At 67.4% G+C, this 20,589-nt stretch carries 20 protein-coding genes; 9 read left to right on the top strand and 11 right to left on the bottom strand.

Features of this window, described 5'->3' with window-relative positions; genetic code table 11:
* The first annotated feature begins 199 nt into the window (after nucleotides 1-199).
* Nucleotides 200-790, top strand: a complete 591-nt coding sequence (locus tag ACI3KS_RS03400) for a 2'-5' RNA ligase family protein (RefSeq protein ID WP_404915215.1) — start codon at nucleotides 200-202, stop codon at nucleotides 788-790.
* Between the two features lie 110 nt (nucleotides 791-900).
* On the opposite strand, the gene ccsB is transcribed toward ACI3KS_RS03400, so the two are convergent.
* The 5 genes from ccsB to ACI3KS_RS03425 form a co-directional block, all read right to left on the bottom strand.
* Nucleotides 901-1,875, bottom strand: coding sequence for a c-type cytochrome biogenesis protein CcsB (gene ccsB, locus ACI3KS_RS03405; RefSeq protein WP_404915217.1), 975 nt, complete (start codon nucleotides 1,873-1,875; stop codon nucleotides 901-903).
* Nucleotides 1,876-1,879: 4 nt separating this feature from the next.
* On the bottom strand, nucleotides 1,880-3,715 hold the full coding sequence (locus ACI3KS_RS03410; protein ID WP_404915219.1) for a cytochrome c biogenesis protein ResB: 1,836 nt from the start codon (nucleotides 3,713-3,715) through the stop codon (nucleotides 1,880-1,882).
* Nucleotides 3,702-4,454 carry a cytochrome c biogenesis CcdA family protein gene (locus tag ACI3KS_RS03415; RefSeq protein ID WP_404915221.1) on the bottom strand — a complete coding sequence of 251 codons (753 nt, stop codon included), beginning with the start codon at nucleotides 4,452-4,454 and terminating at the stop codon, nucleotides 3,702-3,704. The genes ACI3KS_RS03410 and ACI3KS_RS03415 overlap by 14 nt, the downstream gene beginning before the upstream one ends.
* A gap of 16 nt (nucleotides 4,455-4,470) precedes the next feature.
* Complete coding sequence (locus ACI3KS_RS03420; RefSeq protein ID WP_404915223.1) at nucleotides 4,471-5,124, bottom strand: TlpA family protein disulfide reductase; 654 nt, start codon at nucleotides 5,122-5,124, stop codon at nucleotides 4,471-4,473.
* A gap of 97 nt (nucleotides 5,125-5,221) precedes the next feature.
* Nucleotides 5,222-5,614, bottom strand: coding sequence for a hypothetical protein (locus ACI3KS_RS03425; protein ID WP_404915225.1), 393 nt, complete (start codon nucleotides 5,612-5,614; stop codon nucleotides 5,222-5,224).
* Between ACI3KS_RS03425 and ACI3KS_RS03430 the strand changes: the two genes are divergently transcribed.
* Nucleotides 5,528-6,445 carry a ketopantoate reductase family protein gene (locus ACI3KS_RS03430; protein ID WP_404915227.1) on the top strand — a complete coding sequence of 306 codons (918 nt, stop codon included), beginning with the start codon at nucleotides 5,528-5,530 and terminating at the stop codon, nucleotides 6,443-6,445. The genes ACI3KS_RS03425 and ACI3KS_RS03430 overlap by 87 nt on opposite strands.
* Before the next feature lie 13 nt (nucleotides 6,446-6,458).
* Here the strand turns inward: ACI3KS_RS03430 and ACI3KS_RS03435 are convergent, their stop codons facing one another.
* The gene (locus ACI3KS_RS03435; RefSeq protein WP_404915229.1) at nucleotides 6,459-7,664 is read right to left on the bottom strand and encodes a trans-sulfuration enzyme family protein; all 1,206 of its coding nucleotides are present in this window, start codon (nucleotides 7,662-7,664) and stop codon (nucleotides 6,459-6,461) included.
* Between the two features lie 111 nt (nucleotides 7,665-7,775).
* On the opposite strand from ACI3KS_RS03435, the gene ACI3KS_RS03440 reads away from it, so the two are divergent.
* On the top strand, nucleotides 7,776-8,219 hold the full coding sequence (locus ACI3KS_RS03440) for an Lrp/AsnC family transcriptional regulator (protein WP_404915231.1): 444 nt from the start codon (nucleotides 7,776-7,778) through the stop codon (nucleotides 8,217-8,219).
* 56 nt (nucleotides 8,220-8,275) lie between these two features.
* Here ACI3KS_RS03440 and ACI3KS_RS03445 read toward each other — a convergent pair whose 3' ends face one another.
* Nucleotides 8,276-9,685 (bottom strand): aldehyde dehydrogenase family protein, encoded by a 1,410-nt coding sequence (locus tag ACI3KS_RS03445; RefSeq protein ID WP_404915233.1) that lies wholly within the window; start codon nucleotides 9,683-9,685, stop codon nucleotides 8,276-8,278.
* Nucleotides 9,682-10,737 carry a homoserine dehydrogenase gene (locus ACI3KS_RS03450; RefSeq protein WP_404915235.1) on the bottom strand — a complete coding sequence of 352 codons (1,056 nt, stop codon included), beginning with the start codon at nucleotides 10,735-10,737 and terminating at the stop codon, nucleotides 9,682-9,684. The genes ACI3KS_RS03445 and ACI3KS_RS03450 overlap by 4 nt, the downstream gene beginning before the upstream one ends.
* Nucleotides 10,738-11,031: 294 nt before the next feature.
* On the opposite strand from ACI3KS_RS03450, the gene ACI3KS_RS03455 reads away from it, so the two are divergent.
* From ACI3KS_RS03455 to ACI3KS_RS03465, 3 genes are read left to right on the top strand one after another with little or no spacing between them, the layout of a single operon-like run.
* A complete protein-coding gene (locus ACI3KS_RS03455) occupies nucleotides 11,032-12,510 on the top strand; it encodes an amino acid permease (protein WP_404915237.1) in 1,479 nt (492 codons plus the stop codon).
* On the top strand, nucleotides 12,507-13,679 hold the full coding sequence (alr, locus tag ACI3KS_RS03460; RefSeq protein ID WP_404915239.1) for an alanine racemase: 1,173 nt from the start codon (nucleotides 12,507-12,509) through the stop codon (nucleotides 13,677-13,679). Before ACI3KS_RS03455 ends, alr begins: the two co-directional genes overlap by 4 nt.
* A 40-nt stretch (nucleotides 13,680-13,719) precedes the next feature.
* Entirely contained in the window at nucleotides 13,720-14,469 is a 750-nt protein-coding gene (locus ACI3KS_RS03465; protein ID WP_404915241.1) for an IclR family transcriptional regulator, read from the top strand.
* Here the strand turns inward: ACI3KS_RS03465 and ACI3KS_RS03470 are convergent.
* Genes ACI3KS_RS03470 through ACI3KS_RS03480 form a run of 3 tightly spaced genes read right to left on the bottom strand, consistent with a single transcriptional unit; the run spans nucleotide 14,466 to nucleotide 17,157 of the window.
* Complete coding sequence (locus tag ACI3KS_RS03470; protein ID WP_404915243.1) at nucleotides 14,466-15,263, bottom strand: IclR family transcriptional regulator; 798 nt, start codon at nucleotides 15,261-15,263, stop codon at nucleotides 14,466-14,468. The two genes, ACI3KS_RS03465 and ACI3KS_RS03470, sit on opposite strands and share 4 nt — an antisense overlap.
* The gene (locus tag ACI3KS_RS03475; RefSeq protein ID WP_404915245.1) at nucleotides 15,260-16,045 is read right to left on the bottom strand and encodes an HAD-IIB family hydrolase; all 786 of its coding nucleotides are present in this window, start codon (nucleotides 16,043-16,045) and stop codon (nucleotides 15,260-15,262) included. Before ACI3KS_RS03475 ends, ACI3KS_RS03470 begins: the two co-directional genes overlap by 4 nt.
* Nucleotides 16,042-17,157 carry a LacI family DNA-binding transcriptional regulator gene (locus tag ACI3KS_RS03480; protein ID WP_404915247.1) on the bottom strand — a complete coding sequence of 372 codons (1,116 nt, stop codon included), beginning with the start codon at nucleotides 17,155-17,157 and terminating at the stop codon, nucleotides 16,042-16,044. Before ACI3KS_RS03480 ends, ACI3KS_RS03475 begins: the two co-directional genes overlap by 4 nt.
* A 221-nt stretch (nucleotides 17,158-17,378) precedes the next feature.
* Between ACI3KS_RS03480 and ACI3KS_RS03485 the strand changes: the two genes are divergently transcribed.
* The 3 genes from ACI3KS_RS03485 to ACI3KS_RS03495 are packed head-to-tail and all read left to right on the top strand — an operon-like array spanning nucleotide 17,379 to nucleotide 20,306.
* On the top strand, nucleotides 17,379-18,320 hold the full coding sequence (locus ACI3KS_RS03485) for a carbohydrate ABC transporter permease (protein WP_404915249.1): 942 nt from the start codon (nucleotides 17,379-17,381) through the stop codon (nucleotides 18,318-18,320).
* Complete coding sequence (locus ACI3KS_RS03490; RefSeq protein WP_404915251.1) at nucleotides 18,317-19,189, top strand: carbohydrate ABC transporter permease; 873 nt, start codon at nucleotides 18,317-18,319, stop codon at nucleotides 19,187-19,189. Before ACI3KS_RS03485 ends, ACI3KS_RS03490 begins: the two co-directional genes overlap by 4 nt.
* A gap of 34 nt (nucleotides 19,190-19,223) precedes the next feature.
* Entirely contained in the window at nucleotides 19,224-20,306 is a 1,083-nt protein-coding gene (locus tag ACI3KS_RS03495) for a glycosidase (RefSeq protein ID WP_404915253.1), read from the top strand.
* Nucleotides 20,307-20,589: the final 283 nt, after the last annotated feature.

The following is a 20,589-nucleotide window of genomic DNA, read 5'->3' on the forward strand; positions in this document are numbered from 1 at the left end:
GCCATCAAGCCCTGGGCTACGCCACTCCAGCCGAAGCGATGGCCCATCTGACACGGACCACCGCCGCCAAAGCGGCCTAACCAGAACGGAAATGAGAACAACACTCCACGACACGCGGGCCGCCCTACACAGCGTCCATCTCACGCGAATGTGTCGGTCTCAGGAGGAAACGCGCCCGAGATCCACGTAGCATCGGCCCATGCGTCGACCGTTCATGAACTCACCGGAGCAACTCGCGTCACTCGACGGACAGCAGTATCTCGTCCTGCGCGCGACCGGACCTGTCGCCGAGGAGTACGACCGCACGCAAGCGGCGCTCCTGACGGGTTCCGCCGCGGGTCTGCCGCATCCGCACACCGGCCATGTCACGCTCCGCGGGTTCTTCGAACCCGAACGCCGACCGGCTCTCCTCGCAGAGATCCGGTCCTGGGCCGCCGTCCAGCCCGCGATCGACGTCGAGGTCGAGGCCGTGGACACGTTCCCCGCGCCCTGGCAGATCGTCATCCACCGCCTCACCCGCACGTCCTCGCTCGTCGCGGCGTACTCCTCCCTGACGCGCGCCCTGGACACGACCGATTTCCGTCGACTCGGCGAGCTGAGCGTCGACGAGTGGACGTTCCACATGTCGCTCGTCTACGCGAAGACCCTCGACCCCGACGCCTGGGCCGCCCTCGAGCTCGCCGTTCAGCATCCTGTCGCTCCCCGCCCACGGATCGTCGCCGACGAGCTCGAGTTCGTCTGGTACGAGGCCGGAGTGGAGCACTCCGAGGTCATCCCTTTCGCCGGGTGACGCAGGGGTGACGCGGCCGCGTACTCGCGGCACCGCCGCCGCGACGGCATCGGGACCGGTAACGCGAAGGCGCCTCCCCGGAGGAAGGCGCCTGTCGAGAACCGCGTCGGTCAGCTGAGACCCGAGTACGCGTGCAGTCCCTTGAAGAACACGTTCACGACCGTGAAGTTGAACATCACCGCGGCGAAGCCCGTGATCGACAACCACGCCGACGGGCTGCCGCGCCAGCCGCGGGTCGCACGGGCGTGGATGTAGCCGGCGTAGAGCACCCAGATCACGAAGGTCCAGGTCTCCTTGACGTCGAAGCCCCAGTACCGGCCCCAGGCATCCTGCGCCCAGATTGCGCCGGCGATGAGCGTGAACGTCCACAGGATGAAGCCGATGATCGTGAAGCGGTAGGCGAGGCTCTCGAGGCGCTCCGCATCGGGCACGGTGCGCAGGAATCCGGGCCCGGTCTTCGCCGAGCCCTCACGGGTCAGACGTTCGCGGCGGGCCTGCATGAGCTGCAGCACCGACAGCGCGAATGCGAGGGCGAACAGCGCCGTCCCGAGCGAGGCCACGAATACGTGGATGACGAGCCAGATGCTCTTGAGCGGGTCCATCAGCGGCGTGACCTCGACGAAGAAGTTCGTCGAGGACAGGCCGAGCAGCACGACAACCAGACCCGTGATGAACGTGCCGAGGTAACGCAGTTCGAGCCGCGTCAGCACCGCGAGGAAGACCGCGACGATGAGCAGCGTGCCGATCATCGCGAACTCGTAGAGGTTCGCCCACGGTACGCGGCCGGCCGCGATTCCCCGGGTGAGAACGGCCCCCAGGTGGAAGAGCCAGGCGAGCACCATCAGCGAGGTGCCGATGCGCGCCATCACGAAACGCGGCTTCGCCGGCTCGACGACATCGCCGCTCGGGGTCACGGTCGCTGAGCCGCCACCCGCAGCGACCAGCTCGCGCTCACGGACCGTCTTCGCATCGGCGGAGACCTGCGACCGGCGGGCGAGGTCGAACGCGAACGCCACGAACGATGCGGCGTAGATCGCGATGGCGGTCCACAGCAGGACCGGCGAGATCACAGTGAGCTCGAACATGCTGTCAGTCTACTTTCGGTGTGTCGGATGCCGGGGGCTCGGTCTCGCGCTCCGTCGAGGCGTCATCGTCGGGGTCGGCAGCCGGATCCGGCTCCGGCTCCGGGCCGGTGTCCGGAAGGGCGGCCGTCACCCCTGCCGCGTCCAACAGGCGGGCATGCCCCTTCACGAGATCGTCGACGGCCGCAGCGAGGGTCGGGTCCTCGCCCCGCGCGAGACCCGCGTACTCGAGCGAGACGCCGGTGGCGGTCGGCGTGGCCTTGACCCACACCCGGCGGCGCGGGATGAAGAGCGCGAGCATGAGTCCGCCGAGGGCGAGCAGCGCGAACACCAGCACCCACACCGACGAGGCGTCGTGGTGGATCTGCATCGATGCGAACCGCTTCACGGACTGGCTGAGATCGGTCGCGCCCTCGGGCGACTCGTCCTCGAAGGTGACGGTGCCGAGGCCGTTCGGCAGGTCGGCGGTCTCGCCCGGCGCGAGTTCGATCGACTCGACGTCGGTGTCGCGTCCGGTGAGCTTGGTGAGGTCGGTCGTGTCGAGCACGTACACGGAACGGGGCGTGCCGTCGTTGATGCCCAGATCACCCGAGTAGACGTCGAGCGTGAGCGTCGGGTTCGTCAGATCGGGGTATCCGGAGAAGAACGCTCCGGTGTCGAGCACACCCGTCGTGGGGTAGAAGAACCCGAGCAGCCCGAGCTGCTCCGGCATCCCGTCGGTGACCTTCACCACGCCCAGCGAGGTCATGTTCGTGTCCTGCGGCAGGAACGGCACACTGTTGGTGAACACGACGTCGCCGGCGGCGTTGCGCACGGTGATGGTCGGCGCGTAGCCGTTGCCGAGCAGGTAGACCTTGTCACCCGCCACGTCGAGCGGGGCGTTGACCCTGGCCGAGCCCGTGCGCTCCTCGCCGTTCTGCTTGACGGTGACGTTGGCCGAGAAGTCGCCGGCCTGACCCGATCCCGGCTCGCCGAACGGCGTGTAGCTGACGTCGAAGGTGTCGAGGGTCATCGAGTACGGGGTGAGCGCGCCGTCGCCGACGAACCGGCCGCGGTTCATCGAGTCGTAGTCGAGCAGGGTGTTCGCGAAGGTCTCGCCCTCGACAAGCACGCGCTGTCCGGTGTACGCGAAACCACCGCCCACCCCGACGGTGATGAGCACGCCGACGAGCGCGATGTGGAACACCAGGTTTCCGGTCTCACGCCAGTAGCCGCGCTCCGCCGACACCGACGACGTCTTTCCGACGTCGTAGCGCTCGACGCGGTAGCCGAGGGCTTTGAGCTGCTTCTGCGCGATGTCGATGGACGCGGATGCTTCGGCCGATGCATCCGTGCTCGTACGCTCGACGGCGCGGAAGTCGGCGAGTCGCTTCAACCGAGCCGGAGTGCGGGGCGGCCGTGCCTGCAGAGCCTTGTAGTGGTGCTTGATACGGGGGATGACGCAGCCCACCAGCGAGGTGAACAGCAGCAGGTAGACCGCCGAGAACCACGGCGACAGGTAGACGTCGAAGAGCTTGAGGCCGTCGAGGATCGGGAACAGATCCGGATTGTCGCGCTCCCACTGGGTGACGCCGTTGGGGTCGGCCATCCGCTGCGGGAAGATCGATCCCGGGATGGCCGCGATCGCCAGCACGAGCAGCAGGATCAGCGCGGTGCGCATCGAGGTGAGCTGGCGCCAGCCCCACCTCAGCCAGCCGACGACGCCGAGCCGGGGCTGGGTGATCGAGTCGTCGCCGTCGATGTGGTCGGACGGCCGCAGGGGGTCGGTGGATTCGCTGCTCACAGCATCCTTGTTCTTCGGGGTCTTCGGGGTCTTCGGGGTCTTCTGGTCAGAGCGGGACATTGAAGCTGCTCATCACCGCCGTCAGTCGGGACATGATGTCGGTCCACAGCCCCGTCACCATCAGCACGCCGAGCAGGATCAGCAGCACGCCGCCGATCACGTTGATGGTGCGGATGTGACGACGGAGGAATCCGATGGCCTTGGCCGCCCAGCCGAAACCGAGGGCGACGAGGAGGAACGGGATGCCGAGACCGAGCGAGTACGCCAGGCCCAGGAAGCCGGCCCGTACCGGATCACCGGCGTTGAAAGACAGCGCGAAGATCGCGGCGAGCGTCGGCCCCATGCACGGCGCCCATCCGATGCCCAGCGCGATGCCGAGGAGCGGGGCGCCGATGACGCCGTACTTCGAGTCCACGTGGAAACGGAGCTCACGCTGCGCGAAGCCGAACAGCCCGAGGAACACCAGACCCATGAGGATGATGACGGCACCGAGGATGCGCGTGACCAGGTCGCCCCAACGGATGAGGAACACGTTCGCGACGCCGCCGAGAGAGGTGATCGCGACGAAGACGATGCTGAAGCCGAGGATGAACAGCAGCACCCCGAGCACGAGGCGACCGCGGCCCGGCTGCACCGACGACGCGGCGCTCCGCGGCGACACGGCTCCCCCGAGGAAGCCGAGGTAGCCGGGGACGAGCGGCAGCACGCACGGCGAGAGGAAGGAGATGAGTCCGGCGAGCATCGCGACGGGGACGGCCAGCCAGAGCGTGCCGGAGTTGATGATGATCTCGGGGCTCATGGAGCACCCGCAGGGCTCACGAGTCCTCCGCCAGAGCGTCCTTGACGAGCGTCGACAGGATGGAGGCGCCGTCGATCGGACCGATGATCTTCGCGGCGACCCGTCCCTGCTTGTCGAGCACGAGAGTCGTGGGCGTCGCCTGGATCGTGGTCTCCTCGGCGAACGCGAGCTTCGCCTCCGCTGTGTCCACGTCGATCAGGCTCGGGTACGTGATGCTGAACTCGTCGGAGAACGCCTTGGCGGTGTCGGCCTGGTCGCGGGTGTTGATACCTATGAACGACACGCCCTGCCCCTCGAAGTCCTGCCAGACGCTCTCGAGCGCGTCGGCCTCGAGGCGGCACGGCGCGCAGCCCGCGTACCAGAAGTTCACGACCGCGACCTGGCCTGCGATGTCGGCGCTGTCGAAGCGCTCGCCGTCTTCCGTCACTCCGCCGAACTCGACCGGTTCCTCACGCTCGGAGACCGGGATCTCGACGATCGCGCCGTCGGCGGCCACGTAGCCGGTGTTCTCGCCGCTGAGGAACGAGTCGCTGACCGCGTCGTCGGGCGCGCACGCGGTCAGGGAGACGGCTGTCACTGCGGCGAGCGCGACTCCGACCGCACCACGGATGAGGCGGATGCGGGAGCGGCGGCCGCTGCGGATCGGACGGATCGTCGAAGCGAGAGGCACGATTCCCAGTTTACGCAAGGGTTCCTATGCGTGGGCCGGATGGGCTGGGCACCCGGCATCCCGCGATCGAGGCCGCCGGGAACCCGGGTCCGTCCGTTCAGAAACGGGCCAGCAGGTCGTCCACTCCCACCCGGAAGCGCGGGCACGATGCGATGTCATGCGCCCGGCACCGCATCGCATGCTCGGTCATCTCGCGCGAGCGCCGCATCTCCTCTATGCGCCGGTCGATGTCGTCGAGGTGCTGCTGCAGCACCTCGCCACCGGGAAAGTGTAGGCCGTCCGGCGAACCCCTCGTCGATACGCTGGATGACGCCGTGATTCCCTGCCTGCTTCGAGCCTGGACGGAATCGCTGTCGTAACCCAGCGGCGGAGCCCCTCGAAAGGACACCCTGTGCGCATCCTCATGGTCGGAGCCGGAGCGACGGGCGGCGCATTCGGCTCGCTCCTTCACGAAGACGGGCGAGACGTCACATATCTCGTGCGTACGCACCGAGCAGAGCGACTGCGGCGCGAGGGACTCCGATTCGTCTCTCCGTCCGGTGATCGAACGCATCAGGTGCAGGTCCTCACGACGGGTGAAGCCGCCGAGGCCTTCGACCTCGTCATCGTCACGGTGAAAGCATCCGCCCTGCCCACGGCGATCGAGGATGTGCGCCCGTACGTCGGGAGGGACACGGTCATCCTCCCGGTCCTGAACGGCATGGCTCACATGGACCGTCTCGAGGAGGCGTTCCCCGGCCAGACCGTCGGAGGGTTGGCGAAGATCGTCGCCACCCTCGATGAGGGAACAGTGCGCCAGATGACGGAGTTGACGACGCTTACGGTCGGACCGTGGACGGCGGCAGCGCTGCCGACTGCTGTTACCGATGCCCTCCGCGTACCCGGCATCGATCTGACGGTCAGCGACGACGTCGCCGGCGCGATGTGGGAGAAGTGGGTGTTCATCGCCGCCGGTGGAGTGGTCACCTGCCTCTTCCGCGGCCCGGTCGGCGCGACGATCGAGGCCGGCGGGCTCCCCCGCATCCTCGAGGCGATCTCCGAGCTCGAAGCAGTGGCGGATGCCGCCGGCCACCCGGTGTCGGCGTCCGGGCATGCGCAGTCCGTCACGCTTCTGACGCAGCCCGGGTCTGCGTTCACGACGTCCCTCTACCGCGATCTGATCGCCGGAAATCCCACAGAGGCCGAACACATCCTGGGGGATCTGGCGCGGCGCGCCCGCCTCCTCGGAGTGCCCACGCCTCTCCTCGACCTCACGCTGATCCAGGTCCGCTCCGATGCCATCCAGCGGTGGAACGCGGAAGCCGCCCTCCCCACCGGCTGAACCGGAACGAGCATCAGCTCCCGAATGTGACGTCCAGTGCGGCGCGCAGGTCGGCGAGCAGGTCATCGGCGTCTTCGAGCCCGACGGACAGCCGCAGATGCCCGAACTTCCGGAACGGCTCGGGATACGTGGCGACTCGTCCGCCCTCGGTTCCGGTGTGGACGATGAGGGAGTCGTCGTGTCCGAGGGAGAACCCCGACGTGATCAGCCTCAGGTTCGCGACGAACTGATTCTGCACGTCAGGAGAGCCGGTGACGGCGAACGCCATCATGCCTCCGAAGCCGCGCCCGCCGAACTGCCGGACCGCGAGAGCGTGATCCGGGTGCGACTCGAGCCCCGGGTAGGAGATGTACTCGACACGGGAGTCGGCCTCGAGCATCTCGGCGATCCGCAGCGCCGAGGAGAAGTGCTGCCGCAGTCGAAGCGGAAGCGTCACCGTGCCGCGCTGGATCTGCCAGGCGTTGAAGGGCGAGATGATGCCGCCGACATCGACCATCGCATCGGCCTTGATGGGTTCGATGAGGTCGCGCCTCCCGGCCACCGATCCTCCCATCGCGTCGCCGTGACCGTTGAGGTACTTCGTCAGCGAGTGCACGACGAGATCCGCACCGTCGGCGATGGGCCGGTAGAACGGCGGCGGCGAGAAGGTGGAATCGACCATCAGGATGGCCCCGGCGGCATGCGCGATCTCTGCGACGGCGCTGACGTCGGCGACCTTCGTGGTCGGATTCGCGATGGCCTCGATGCAGACGAGTCGCGTCTCGGGACGCATCGCGGCACGCACCGCGTCGAGATCGCTGATGTCGACGAATGTGGCTTCGAGACCGTAGCGCCGGGGAAGCAGCTCGGTCCACAGGCGCCAGGTCGCCTCGTAGACGACATCGCTCACGACCACGTGGTCGCCGGCGCGCACATGCGTGAAGAAGACGGCATGCAAGGCGGCGACCCCGGAGGCGAGCGCGACGGCATCCTCGGCGCCGTCGAGGGCTGCGAGCTTCTGCTCGAGCGCTGCCTGGTTGACTCCGGTGTTCCGGGTGTACAGCCCCGGCGCTGTCGCCGACCAACTGATCTCGCTCGGGTCGTCGGGCAGTTGATACGAGTTCGCCATCACGAGAGGCGTGCGCAGCGCCAGGGTCGAGTCGAGCTGGTTGCCGGCGTGCACGGCCAGGCTGAGATCGGACAGCGTCTGCAGATCCTTGCGATCGGGTCGAGTGCCCATCGTGACTCCTTCGTTCTGCACCGGACCCGGTGCCATCTTCACTCTAAAGTGCATAATAGACACACGCAATTGCTAATCATGCATGCAAATGCACTGTCTCAGGAGGTCCCGATGGAGCGGCTTCACATCGACCAGATCGATCGCCAGATCCTCGCGGCGCTCACCCAGGACGCTAGGACTCCCCTGGTGGCCCTCGCCTCCCAGGTGCATCTGTCGAGGAATGCGGTGAAGCAGCGGATGGAGCGCATGGAGAGGCAGGGGGTGATCGGCGGCTACAGCGTCGTCCCCGGCCGCGCCGGCGGCTCTCCGGTGTCGGCGATCGTGCTGGTCTACCGAAGTGATCGGATGCGCGGCGGAGGGGTCGTCTCGGAGATCGCTCGGATTCCCGAGGTGCGGCAGTGCGATGTGCTCTCCGGTGACTTCGATCTGCTCGTGACCCTGGAGGCCGAGTCGATGGATCGCATCGGCGAGATCTGGGAGCTGCTCGCCGCTCTGCCCGGCGTCGCGAACACGGTGACTGCCGTGTCGTTGACACGGGTGGTCGACCGGGCCTGACCTCGCGGAGGGGCAGGCCATCCCCCACGGACACCTGCCCCCTCCGCGAGGAGTCATCAGGTCGTGATGCAGGTGACCTTCGGCTGCGTCATCTCCTCGTAGGCGAACCGCACCCCTTCACGGCCCATGCTCCCGTACTTCGATCCCCCGAACGGCATGCTGTCGACGCGGTAGTCGGAGGAGTCGTTGATCATCACCCCGCCCGCATCGAGCGCCTCGGCGACTCGCAGCGCACGCGTGATGTCGGAGGTGAACGCAGCAGCGTGGAGGGCGTAGTCGATGCTGTTCGCCTCGGCCACGGCCTGCTCCTCCGAGTCGAAGGGACTCAGCACGACGATGGGCGCGAACGCCTCGTCGCTCCAGACCTCGCAGGTCGGCGAGACGTTCTCGAGTGCCGTCGGCCAGTAGACCGAGCCCTCCCGCCGGTGGCCGGCGAGCACGTGTGCGCCGGCCTGCACCGCGGCGTCGACCATCCGCTCCGCCTGCATCGCGGCCGCCACCGAGATCATCGGGCCGACATCGGTCGACTGGTTGACGGGATCGCCGGCGCGCAGCGTCGATGCGCGTGCCGCGAAGCGGTCACGGAACTCGGCGTACACGGGGCGTTCGATGAGGATGCGCTGGGCGCCGACGCAGTTCTGCCCTGCGGCCCAGAAAGCACCGGACACGCACGCCTCGACGGCTGCGGTGATGTCGGCATCCGCGAACACCAGCACGGGGGCGTTGCCGCCCAGTTCCATCGCCAACTTCTTGAGGCCGGCCGTGCGGGCGATCGCCTCACCGGTCGCGAATCCTCCGGTGAACGACACCATGCGGATGTCGCGGACCGCGACGAGCGCCTGTGCCACATGCCGATCGCCGTGGACGGTCGTGATGATCTCGTCGGGCAGTCCCGCATCGAGCAGCACGTCGACGAGGAAGCGTGCGGTCAGCGGAGTGAACTGCGACGGCTTGAGGATCACGGCGTTGCCACCGGCGATCGCCGGGCCCAGCTTGTGCGCCACGAGGTTGAGGGCGTCGTTGTACGGGGTGATCGCGAGGATCACTCCGAGCGGCTCCCGCGTGTACCAGCCGCGACGGTTCGAAGATCCCTCGTAGGCGTCGAAGGGGATGACCTCGCCGTCGAAGGCGCGCGCGGTCTCGGCGGACAGCGAGATCGTGGTCATCGCCCGCTGCACTTCCTTGCGCGCCTGGGTGATCGTCTTCCCCGCCTCACGGACAATGAGCGCCGCAGCCTCTTCCGCGCGACTCTCGAGGATCCGTGCCGCTCGATCGAGAATCCGGTGCCGCTCGAACCTGGACAGGTCGCGGGAGAGGGTCGCGCCGAGCCGTGCGCGCGACATGAGCTCGTCAACGTCGTCGACCGAGTGCTGCGAGAGGCGGGCGATGACCTCTCCGTTGTAGGGGTCGAGCACCTCGAGCAATGAGGCCTGCACCTCCGCGGCCTCCATGACGGGCGCGCTCACCGCAGCGCTCCGGCGAGGGATGCCTGGTGGGCGTCGATCGCGATGATGTCGGACAGCAGCGCGTATGCCGTCTCGATGCGTCCGGCACCGGGGCCCGACATCGTCACGGTACCGAGCAGGTCGGTCGTGAAGGCGATGGCGTTGGTCGCGCCGGAGATGCCGGCGAGAGGGTGATCCGCACCTAGAGAGAGCGGCTGGACGGATGCCGTCACGGCACCCGCCTCGTCGCGGGAGATCGTGCCGACGAGCTTCCAGTGCTCTCCCCCGGCCGCTGCCGCGATCACGTCGCTCGCCGTGATGCCGCTGATGCCGGTGCGCGGCACGTCCGCGGTCGTGATCTCCGCGTCGAGCAGCTCGTTGGCGAGGATCACGACCTTCAGCTGGACGTCCGATCCCTCGATGTCCGCCGTCGGGTCGGCCTCGGCGTATCCGAGCGCCTGCGCCTCGGCGACCGCCTCCTGAAGTGACTTGCCGGTCTCCATCTGCCCGAGCACGAAGTTGCTGGTGCCGTTGAGGATGCCCTGGATGCCCTGGATGCGGAGCCCCTTCATCGTCTCGCCTGCCAGCCGCAGCACGGGGGTGCCGCTCATGACCGACCCTTCGTATTCGAACCGGGCGCCGTTCTCCTCTGCCAGGCGGTTGAGCGCCGAGCCGGCGAGGGCCACCGGGCCCTTGTTGGTGGTCGTCACGCTCTTCCCGCTCTCGAGCGCGGCCCTGACGTGCGAGATCGCGGGCTCGCCGTCGACCGGGTTCGTGAACGTCGCCTCGACGATGACGTCTGCGGTGGTGTGGCGGATCACGTAGTCGTTGCGGGGCTCGGCATCGCCGCCCGGCATCCCGACGAACGAGTCGGTGCCGGTCATCGCGAGCACGGCGTCGAGGTCGATCCCGTCGCTCTGCATGAGCGAGCCGAGCCGGAGGTCGGTGATCGCGACCACACTCAGAGTGAAGCCGAGGTCCTCGGCGAGCGCCGCTCCGCGATCGCGGATGATCTCGGCAAGGGCGCGGTTGACGCCTCCGAAGCCGATGAGGGCGAGGTCATGGTGAGTCACCGGTGTCTCCTTCTTTTCCGTGGGCTGTCGCCGGCGGCATCGCCGTGCGGACATGCATCCATCCTCGAGAGCGACGGTGTCCGTGCGCGCCTGTCGGAACGGCGGTGGATCCTGTCGAAACGGCACCTCTTCGGACAGTCGGCCCGTCGTCCTCACCACGGCCGGGAATCGACCTCGGGCCCCTTGTGGAGGCGCCGATCGACGGGATAGTGTCCCCCGCATCCGACAACTTGATGCGTCATTGGCACATTGATGTGAATATGATGCACAGATACGATCCGATTGAGAGTTCCGATGACGCCTCTTCCCGGCGCGAAGCCGCTCCCCAACGTTCTCCCGAACACCACGGCCACCCAAGTGCCGCTGCGTCGCCTCCAGCGCACCATGGATGCCCGCCACCTGATCATGATCGCGCTCGGCGGGGTGATCGGTTCGGGGCTCTTCCTCAGCTCCGGCTACACCATCTCGCAGGCGGGCCCGCTCGGCGCGATCATCGCCTACCTCATCGGCGCCTTCGTCGTGTACCTGGTCATGGCGTGCCTGGGCGAGCTGGCCGTGGCCTACCCCGTCTCGGGCGCCTTCCACATCTACGCGTCACGGTCGATCGGCCCGGCGACCGGGTTCACCACCGCCTGGCTGTACTGGCTCTGCTGGGTGGTCGCACTCGGATCGGAGTTCACCGCAGCCGGCATCCTCATGCAACGCTGGTTCCCCGGCGTCCCGGTCTGGGTGTGGTGCCTCGTCTTCGCCTCAGTGCTGTTCCTGCTCAACGCGATCTCGGCCCGGGTGTTCGGAGAGGCGGAGTTCTGGTTCTCGCTGGTCAAGGTCGTCGCGATCGTCGGACTGATCGTGCTGGGCGGCGCTGCGATCTTCGGTTTCACGCCGCTGTCGGCCGAGCATCCGCCCGCCGTCCTGTTCTCCAACTTCGAGACTCCCGGCGGACTGTTCCCGAACGGTGTCAGCGGCGTGATCGTCACGGCGCTCGCCGTCTTCTACGCGTTCAGTGGCTCGGAACTGATCGGTGTCGCCGCCGGCGAGACGAAGGACCCCGCGAAGAACATCCCGCGGGCGCTGCGCTCGACGGTGCTGCGCCTCGTCGTGCTCTTCGTCGGCGCCATTGCGGTCATCGCGGCGATCCTGCCCTACGAGGAGGCCAGCGTCACCAGCAGCCCCTTCGTCGATGTCTTCCAGTACGTCGGAGTGCCCTACGCCGCCGACATCATGAACTTCGTCATCATCACCGCTCTCCTCTCGGCAGGCAACAGCGGGCTCTTCTCCTGCGCGCGCATGCTGTTCTCGCTCGCCGAAGAGGGCCACGCGCCGAAGGCCTTCACGCGCCTCACGCGGCGAGGAGTTCCGCTCATCGCCCTCAGCGTCAGCATCCTGATCGGACTCGTCTCGCTGCTCACGAGCGTGATCGCCGCCGGCACGGTCTACCTGGTGCTGGTGTCGATCGCCGGGTTCGCGGTGGTGGCCGTGTGGATGTCGATCGTCGCCTCGCAGTTCTTCCACCGCCGGAAGTTCGTGCGCGACGGTGGCCGCGTGGCGGACCTCGCCTACCGCACGCCGCTCTACCCTGCTCTGCCGATCGTCGCGTTCACTCTTCTGCTCGTCTCGATCATCGCGATCGCCTTCGACCCGAACCAGGTGGCGGCGCTGTACTTCGGCATCCCGTTCGTCGGCGCCTGCTACCTCTACTTCTGGTGGCGGCACGGGCGCAAGGGCGCCCGCGATGACGCACAGGATCTCGAGGCCGACCCCGTCGAGGCATGACGATCCCCGCGGCCGCCGTCGGGTGGGTGGAGATCGACGAGAGTGCCATCGTCCACAACATCCGCACGATCCGCGCAGAACTCGGCGAGGAGGTCGAGTTCTGCGCGGTCGTGAAGGCCGATGCCTACGGACACGGAACCGACATCGTGGCGCCGCTGCTCATCGAGGAAGGGATCGGCGTGATCGGTGTCGCCTCCAACGACGACGCCGCCTCGGTGCGCTCGGCGGGCTTCACCGGTCGGTTGCTGCGCGTGCGTCCCGCCGGGCGGGATGAGGTCGACGACGGCATCCGCTTCGGCATCGAGGAATGGATCGGTGGGGCGGAGCACGCCCGGGTCGTGGGCACAGCCGCCGCCGCGCGAGACATCCGCATCCGCGCTCATCTGTCGCTCAACTCCACCGGTCTCAGTCGCGACGGACTCGACGTGAGCGATCTTCGTGGACAGCGATCGGCGCGCGATGTGCTGACCGACCCGCGGTTGGAGTTCGCCGGCGTCTGCACCCACTTCCCCTGCGAGGACGTCGCAGATGTCGTCGAGGGGAGCAGGCGCTTCGAAGAGCAGTCACGGGCTGTGCTCCAGGGGCTCGACGCGGGATCGATCCGCCGACACTGCGCGACCACCTTCGCGGCGCTGCATGCACCACGGTCGCGATTCGACCTCGTGCGCATCGGCGCCGGTCTCTACGGCGATTCCCCCGCTCTGGGCGGGGCGCTGCGACCGGCGATGCGAGTGGTGTCGCGCATCGCCGCGATCAACTCCTACCCCCGAGGAAGCACGGTCGGGTACGACCGATGGCATCGACTCGATGCGGATGCTCGTCTCGCACTGATCCCCCTGGGGTACGCCGACGGGTTCCACCGAAGCCTCAGCGGGACAGGCGAGGTCCTGGTCCGCGGACAGCGCGCGCGGATCGTGGACCGGATCGCCATGAACAGCTTCCTCGTCGACGTCTCCCACATCGCGGAGGCCGCGCCCGCCGATGAGGTCGTCCTCTTCGGCTCCCAGGGCGGCCAGGTGATCAGCTCGACCGATGTCGAAGGCGCGCACGGCAGCATCGCCGCCGATCTCTATGTCGCGTGGGGGCGCCTTCTCCCTCGGCGGGTCGCTGTGGGAGCCGGAGGCGCTGTGGCCTCTCTGGCCGTCGTGGCCTCCGGGGACGCCGGATAGGATGACCCTGATCGTGATTCCGAGCCGAGGAGGTCCTCCGGTGGCGTCATCCTCACTCGTCCAGGGTCTGAGCCTCCTCGATGCCACGATCGAGCAGGAGCGCCGCGCGCGACCGGGGCTCAACGCGTCTCGCCTCGCGGAGCACACCGGCATCGAGCGCAGCAGGGCCTCCCGTCTCACCCAGGAACTGCGGGCACGCCAGTTCCTCCGCCGAGACGATGATGCCCGCTTCTCAGCGGGACCCGAGTTCTTCCGCACCGCTGCCGCACTCAACGTGGCGTGGCTTCGCTCCTCTCGTGTCGCCCTCCGTGCGCTCGCCTCTCAACTCGGAGTGAATGCGCTGATCACCGTCGCCGACGGGACGCGCGGCGTCCTGCTGCGCTTCGAGCGGTCGGCCGACGGCTCTGACCGCTCGATCAGAGATGGGCTGGTGACGCCGATCTGGTGCACCGGCGCGGGGCGCGCGCTGCTGTGGGATCACAGCCCTGAGCAGCTCGATGCTCTCCTCGCGGACGTCCAGTTCATCGGCGTCGGCGGACCGACAGCGGGGCGTTCGACGGAGGACGTGCGCGCGATGCTGGCACGCGATCGCGCGGATGGTCTGATCTCCGCGGCGGAGGAGTACGACGAGGGGATCGACGAGTTCGCTCTGCCGATCCGGCGCGAGGGCGCGGTGATCGCCTCGCTCGCGGTGCGTGGGCGGCATCGTCCGAAGGGTGCGACTCGGGCGGCGCGCGAGCTGCTGACGCAGTTCGCTCACGAGCTCACGGCCGCAGCCGACACCCTCTAAACGGAGATCCCCGTGGTGTCGCGACCGCCGAGGTGTCGCGACAGCTCGGCCGCGGCGTCCGCACAGGCGGCTCCGCACTCGGCGGTCCGCGGGTGCATGGAGTCGCGGGTTCCCACGACCTGGATCGCGCCGATCACCTCATCGCGGAAGTCCCACACGGGCGCGGCCACGGAGTAGAGGCCGGGCTCGGCCTCCTGATCCACGATGGTGAAGCCTCGCCGGCGGTCCTCGTCGAGACGGCTGAGGAAGTCGTCGACCGAGGTCGGCGTGTTCGGCCCTTGCCGCGAGAACGCCGTCGAAGAGAAGACTGCTCGCACCTCTTCCGCCGACGCGTCCCATAGGGAGGCGCGTCCGGCATCGCTGCAGTAGGCGGGGTATGCGCGACCGATCCAGGAGCCGATCATGCGGGATCCGGACGGCAGACTCTCCAACGTCGTGAGAGTTGCATCCCCCTGGAGGGCGCTGAAGAAGGTCGCTTCGCCGAGGAGGGAGGAGAGTTCCTCCAGCACCACGAGGCCCTGCGTGATGACGCGCGTGGCGACGATGTCCTGGGCTGCGGCGTACCAGCCCCAGGCGAGTGCGAACGAGCGATCCGCTCCCCTGACCACCAGTCCGGACGCTTCATAGCTCGCGAGAGTGCGCGACACCTGCGACCGTTCGCGGCCGAGTGAGCGCGCGATCTCGACGACCGTCGCCTTGCGCCCCTCTCGAAGACAGTTCGTGAGGGCGGCGAGGACGTCGAGCCCCCGCCCCATGCTGCTCGACCGAGTGGTCGGCGCTGGCGTCGGAGTCATAGGAGGAGGTTATCGCGCACGTGGAGCGTCGGAATGAGACCCTCGAGGTAGCGGGCGGTGTCGCCCCATCCGGTGACGGCATGACAGGTCACACCCATTGCGAGCACCGGATAGTCGTTGCCGTCGGGGTCGAGGCGGTCTCCGACGAAGAGCATGTCGTCGAGGGGAATGCCGGTCTGTTCGACGAGTCGGTTCATGCCGTACGCCTTGTCGATACCGCGCTCGGTGATGTCGACCGACGTCGAGCCACCGGATCGCACTTCGAGATCCGGAAGGCGGGCGGCGATCGCGGCGCGCAGCCGGTTCTTCTTGTCGCCTGTCGGATCCCACGCAGACTTCGCCTCGACAGGGGCCTGCTGCCCGAGCGCCGAGAACGTCACCTGCGAACCGCGGTCCTCGATGATGTCGCCCCACGTGTCGGACTCCCAGAGCCCGAGCCGCCGCGCCTCGTCCTCGACGATGACGATCACCTCCGCCCGCCGCCCGGCATCGAGGCTGAGGGCGTAGATCGTCTCTGTACCGTCGGGTCGGATGCGATAGTACTGCGTGCCGCACGCCGGCAGCAGATGGAAGTGCGCGAGCGCCTCAGCACTCGCATTCGGCAATCGATCGACGACCTGTGCGGTGAACTGTTCGAGCTGACCGCCCGAGATGATCGCGATCTCGACGCGTGCCGCGAGCTCGAGCAGCAGGGCGCCGATCCGCGGGTCGATCGCACTCTTCGACGGCGCCAGGGTGTCATCGAGATCGAAGGCCACCAGGCGCGGCGCGAAGCTACTCACTCGGCCACCTCAGGCGAAGCATCCGCGTGTCCCCGGAGTGGTCCGGTGCTCCCCCGCACGATGAACTCGACGGGCGGCAGATCGATCGCCCCCGGCTCGCGATCCTCGACCAGGGCGACGAGGGTGCGCGCGCATGCGTTGCCCCACTGGAAGACGTCTTGCCGCACCGTGGTCAGCGGCGGAATGATGTACGGCGCGAGCGGAATGTCGTCGAATCCGACGATCGAGAGGTCATGCGGCACGCGTACGCCTCGATCGATCGCCGCCGAGATACCCGCGATGGCCATGATGTCGTTCGCGTAGATGATCGCCGTCGGCGGCTCGGGGTGATCGAGAAGTTCGTGGGTGGCGCGAGCGCCCGAAGCGCCGGTGAAGTCGGCATGCGCGAGCGGGCCCGGTTCGAGACCGAGCTGCGCGAGTTCGGTCGCCCATGCCTCGCGACGCACACGAGAGTGCACGTAGCGATCGGAGCCCGCCACGTGCGCGATGCGCTGGTGGCCGAGCGCATGCAGATGACGGACGGCGCGTCGGATGCCGGCGGCATCATCGAGCCCGATGGGTGCGGTGTCCTCGCCGCCACCTGAGCCCAGCAGCACACAGGGCATGCCGAGTGCGACGAGTTCAGCCGGTCGCTCATCTTCGATGCGGAGGTCGGTGAGGAAGACGCCGTCGACGCGCGCCTCGCGCGCGAAGCGCGAATACGCCTCGTGTTCAGCCTGCTCACCGTCGACGACCTGGAGGACGAGCGCATATCCGACAGTCGACAGGAAGCTCTCGACTCCGGCGACGAACTGCGGAAAGAACGGGTCGGTGCTGAGCAGCTCGGGGTCGCGACGGATCACCAGACCGACGGCTTGAGCACGGCTGCGAGACAGGGCTCGGGCCCGAGCATCCGGGCGCCATTCGAGCTCACGCGCCGCCTCGAGGATGCGCTCCTTCGCTTCTTCGCCGACGCCCGGTCGCCCATTGAAGACGAACGACACCGCGCTCTTGGACACCCCGGCTCGCGCGGCGACGTCACCGATCGTGATCTTGCGCTCGCGAGGTGCACCCGCAGGCACGGCGGGTGCCGTGGCGTCGGCGCCCGGCCCATCAGGAGGTGTCGCGTTCATAGTTGCAGTGTAGCCCAATGTTTAGCGAGATTTAGCTGCCTCTGGCAAATCGACTTGGCCCTTTATTGCGCTCACAGGCAGACATCAACACCGGCGCACACCCCACAGTTGACCAGAATCTCCAAAACCGGTTTACTATGAGTGTCATCACCGTCGAGTACTTCAGCAGACGACCTGCGAGGTGCGGCGACGGACGGTCGTATCAGTGAGGAGCAATCGCGATGGGCAGTGCCGCGCCAGCGCAGAAATCGAACATCGGGCTCCCCCGACGGCGTGGCAGCGCGATGCGACGTTGGCTCGGCGACAACCCGCTCGGCCTGCTGCTGAGCGCCCCCTACACGGCATTCGTGATCGTGGTGTTCCTCATCCCGTTCGGCTTCGGCATCTGGATGTCGGTGCACGACTTCTACTTCACGGCTCCCGGTGTCGCGGTGGAGCACCCGTTCGTCGGCTTCGAGAACTTCGCAGCCGTGATCGGCGACCCGATCGTGCGCCAGTCGTTCGTCAATCTGCTGATCTTCCTGGTCATCAACGTGCCGCTCACCGTCGTGCTCGGTCTGCTGCTGTCGTCCGGACTCGATGCGGTCGTGCGCTGGAAGGGCTTCTTCCGGATCTCGTACTACGTCCCCTACGTGACAGCATCTGTCGCGACGCTCGCGGTATGGATCTTCCTGTTCAACGGCAACGGCGTGGTCAACTCCATGCTCGGCTCGCTCGCGCCGGACCCTTCATGGCTGGCCAATCCCGCGCTGATCATGCCGCTCATCGCGATCTACGTCACGTGGAAGAACCTCGGGTTCTACATCCTGCTCTACCTCGCCGCCCTGCAGAACGTGCCGAAAGAGCTGCATGAGGCGGCTCAGCTCGACGGCGCCGGTCGGTGGCAGCGCTTCTGCTCTGTGACGCTCCCTGCCGTACGTCCGGTGACATCGCTCGTCGTCCTGCTGTCGATCATCACCACAGGGCAGATCTTCACCGAGCCGTACCTGCTCACCGGCGGCGGTCCCAACAACGCCTCGATGACCCCGGCACTGCTCATGTACCAGCAGGGCATCCAGCAAGGGAAGCCCGACATCGCCGCAGCCATCGGCATGATCCTCGTGGTCGCCGTGATGATCGTCTCGCTCGTCTCGCGCCGCGTCACGGAAGGAAAGAACCGATGACCACGTCGACGATGCGCGAGAAGCGCTCAGCACGCAGCGGACGGGTGCTCGCGGTTCTGCGATTCGCCCTCCTCCTGATCGGCGCTCTTGCCGCACTCGTGCCGTTCTACTACATGGTGATCGGCGCCCTCCAGCGCGAGCGCGACACCAGCCTGTTCGGGCTGCTTCCCCTCCCCGACAATCTCACGCTCAACAACTTCATCGAGATCAACGAATCGGTCAACCTGATCGGGTCGCTCCTGAACTCACTGATCTTCACGGCCGGTGTCGTCGGCTGCACGCTGGTGTTCGGCCTGCTCGTCGGATACGCGCTGGCAGTGCTCTCGTTCCGCGGACGCGGCGTCGTGTTCGCGCTCGTGCTGCTGGTGCAGGCGATTCCGTTCCAACTGCTCATGATCCCGCTCTACGTGATGGTCGTGCGCTATTTCGGGCTCGCCGACAACTTCATCGGCATGATCCTGCCGTTCGCGATCAACTCGGTCGCGGTGCTGATCTTCCGTCAGTACTTCCTGCAGATCCCCCGCGACGTGTTCGACGCCGCCCGTATCGACGGCGCCAGCGAACTGCGCATCCTGCTCTTCATCGCCGTCCCTCTCGTCCGGCCGGCCGTGCTCACCGCGATGCTCGTGACCTTCATCGGTCCCTGGAACGAGTTCCTGTGGCCGTTCCTCGTCACGAAGGACGCGACGAAGCAGACGCTCGCCGTCAGTCTCGCGAATTTCTCTCAGACGAACGGCTCGTTCCTCGACAACCCGATGGGCGCCGTTCTCGCCGGTGCGTGCGTGCTCGCCGTGCCCGTGGTCGTGCTGTTCCTCCTGTTCCAGCGGCACTTCACCTCAGCGAATCTCGGCTCGGCCATCAAGGGCTGAACCGTCGACACCGAAACACCTCGAAAGCAAGGCAATGACTCCATCCCCCACCAGCGCACGCACGTCCGCCGTCCCCTATGCCCTGACTCGACTCGGCACGATCATGTCGGCGGTACCCGGCGACCCGCTCGAGGCGGAAGGAGTACTCAACCCCGGAACCGCATGGGGCCCCGACGGCGAGCTCTACCTCTACCCGCGCGTCGTCGCTGCGGGCAATGTCTCGCGCATCGCCCGCGCACGCGTTGTCGTCGAAGACGGCGTGCCGGTCGGTGTCGAGCGCCTCGGCCTCGTCCTCTCCCCGGATGAGCAGTGGGAGCACGGCGCACAGAACGCCGGCGTCGAAGACCCGCGCATCACTTTCCTAGAGCCGCTCGGTCTGCACGTGATGACGTACATCGCATACGGACCGTTGGGGCCGAAGCCGGCACTCGCGTACTCGCACGACACCGTCACCTGGACGCGTCTCGGCCCGATCCAGTTCGCGTACCAGCCCGAGCTCGGGACCGACCTCAATCTGTTCGCCAACAAGGACATCGTGTTCTTCCCCGAGCTCGTCCCTGGCCCGGACGGAAAGCGCAGCATCGCCCTGCTGCACCGTCCGATGTGGGACCTGGACTGGCTGCGCCCCGGCGAAGGCGCGCGCCCGCCCGTGGGCATCGATGAAGAGCGGCCGTCGATCTGGATCGGCTACATCGACGTCGACGCAGCGCGAGCGGATGTCGCCGCCCTCACCCGCGTGCATGGTTCGGCGATGGTCGCCGCGCCCGAGATGGAGTACGAGAGCGCCAAGATCGGCGCCGGCCCCTCTCCCCTGCACGTGCCGGAGGGCTGGCTGCTGCTGCACCACGGCGTCTCCGGGGCGACGCCGAAGGGATTCGAGCTCGCTCATGGCTCGCGCTACTCGGCAGGAGCCATTCTGCTCGACACCGACGACCCGCGTCGTGTGATCGCTCGGTCGGCCGAGCCTCTGCTCGCCCCCGAGACTGCCGAGGAGCTGCAGGGAACCCTCGGCAACGTCGTGTTCCCGACTGCGATCGAAGAGATCGGCGGTCGACGCTTCGTGTTCTACGGCATGGCCGATTCGTCGATCGGCGTCGCGGAGCTCACGCACCTCTGACGCAGAGCATCCGCCATACGAAGGGCCGTCTCCCGATACGGGGGCGGCCCTTCGTCGTCGGTTTGATCCGTCTGCTCGGCTGCTGAGCCGCCACCGCGCTCCTGATGACACCAGCAGATTCCCAAAGCCCGTCGTGCGGCCACTCCGCAAGATGTCGACAGGCTTGAATCACGGCCCGCCCTCACGAAAAGGTACCCATCTCAAGACGTCGGCGTCCGACTCCGCGCCATCTGCAGGGTGCGCGGCACCGCCGTTCTCGGCCAGCGTCGTGGACTCCGCGTAC

This window comes from Microbacterium sp. ZW T5_45 (genome assembly GCF_044987415.1).
Taxonomy (GTDB): Bacteria; Actinomycetota; Actinomycetes; order Actinomycetales; family Microbacteriaceae; genus Microbacterium.

What these genes read in the sequence shown, in the direction of transcription:
- ACI3KS_RS03415 (WP_404915221.1), bottom strand. Translation starts at nt 4,454, where the DNA reads ATGAGCCCCGAGATCATCATCAACTCCGGCACGCTCTGGCTGGCCGTC.
- ACI3KS_RS03470 (WP_404915243.1), bottom strand. Translation starts at nt 15,263, where the DNA reads ATGACTCCGACGCCAGCGCCGACCACTCGGTCGAGCAGCATGGGGCGG.
- ACI3KS_RS03440 (WP_404915231.1), top strand. Translation starts at nt 7,776, where the DNA reads ATGGAGCGGCTTCACATCGACCAGATCGATCGCCAGATCCTCGCGGCG.
- ACI3KS_RS03495 (WP_404915253.1), top strand. Translation starts at nt 19,224, where the DNA reads ATGACTCCATCCCCCACCAGCGCACGCACGTCCGCCGTCCCCTATGCC.
- ACI3KS_RS03455 (WP_404915237.1), top strand. Translation starts at nt 11,032, where the DNA reads ATGACGCCTCTTCCCGGCGCGAAGCCGCTCCCCAACGTTCTCCCGAAC.
- ACI3KS_RS03410 (WP_404915219.1), bottom strand. Translation starts at nt 3,715, where the DNA reads ATGTCCCGCTCTGACCAGAAGACCCCGAAGACCCCGAAGACCCCGAAG.
- ACI3KS_RS03480 (WP_404915247.1), bottom strand. Translation starts at nt 17,157, where the DNA reads ATGAACGCGACACCTCCTGATGGGCCGGGCGCCGACGCCACGGCACCC.
- ccsB (WP_404915217.1), bottom strand. Translation starts at nt 1,875, where the DNA reads ATGTTCGAGCTCACTGTGATCTCGCCGGTCCTGCTGTGGACCGCCATC.
- ACI3KS_RS03490 (WP_404915251.1), top strand. Translation starts at nt 18,317, where the DNA reads ATGACCACGTCGACGATGCGCGAGAAGCGCTCAGCACGCAGCGGACGG.
- alr (WP_404915239.1), top strand. Translation starts at nt 12,507, where the DNA reads ATGACGATCCCCGCGGCCGCCGTCGGGTGGGTGGAGATCGACGAGAGT.
- ACI3KS_RS03430 (WP_404915227.1), top strand. Translation starts at nt 5,528, where the DNA reads ATGGTCGGAGCCGGAGCGACGGGCGGCGCATTCGGCTCGCTCCTTCAC.
- ACI3KS_RS03400 (WP_404915215.1), top strand. Translation starts at nt 200, where the DNA reads ATGCGTCGACCGTTCATGAACTCACCGGAGCAACTCGCGTCACTCGAC.
- ACI3KS_RS03435 (WP_404915229.1), bottom strand. Translation starts at nt 7,664, where the DNA reads ATGGGCACTCGACCCGATCGCAAGGATCTGCAGACGCTGTCCGATCTC.
- ACI3KS_RS03485 (WP_404915249.1), top strand. Translation starts at nt 17,379, where the DNA reads ATGGGCAGTGCCGCGCCAGCGCAGAAATCGAACATCGGGCTCCCCCGA.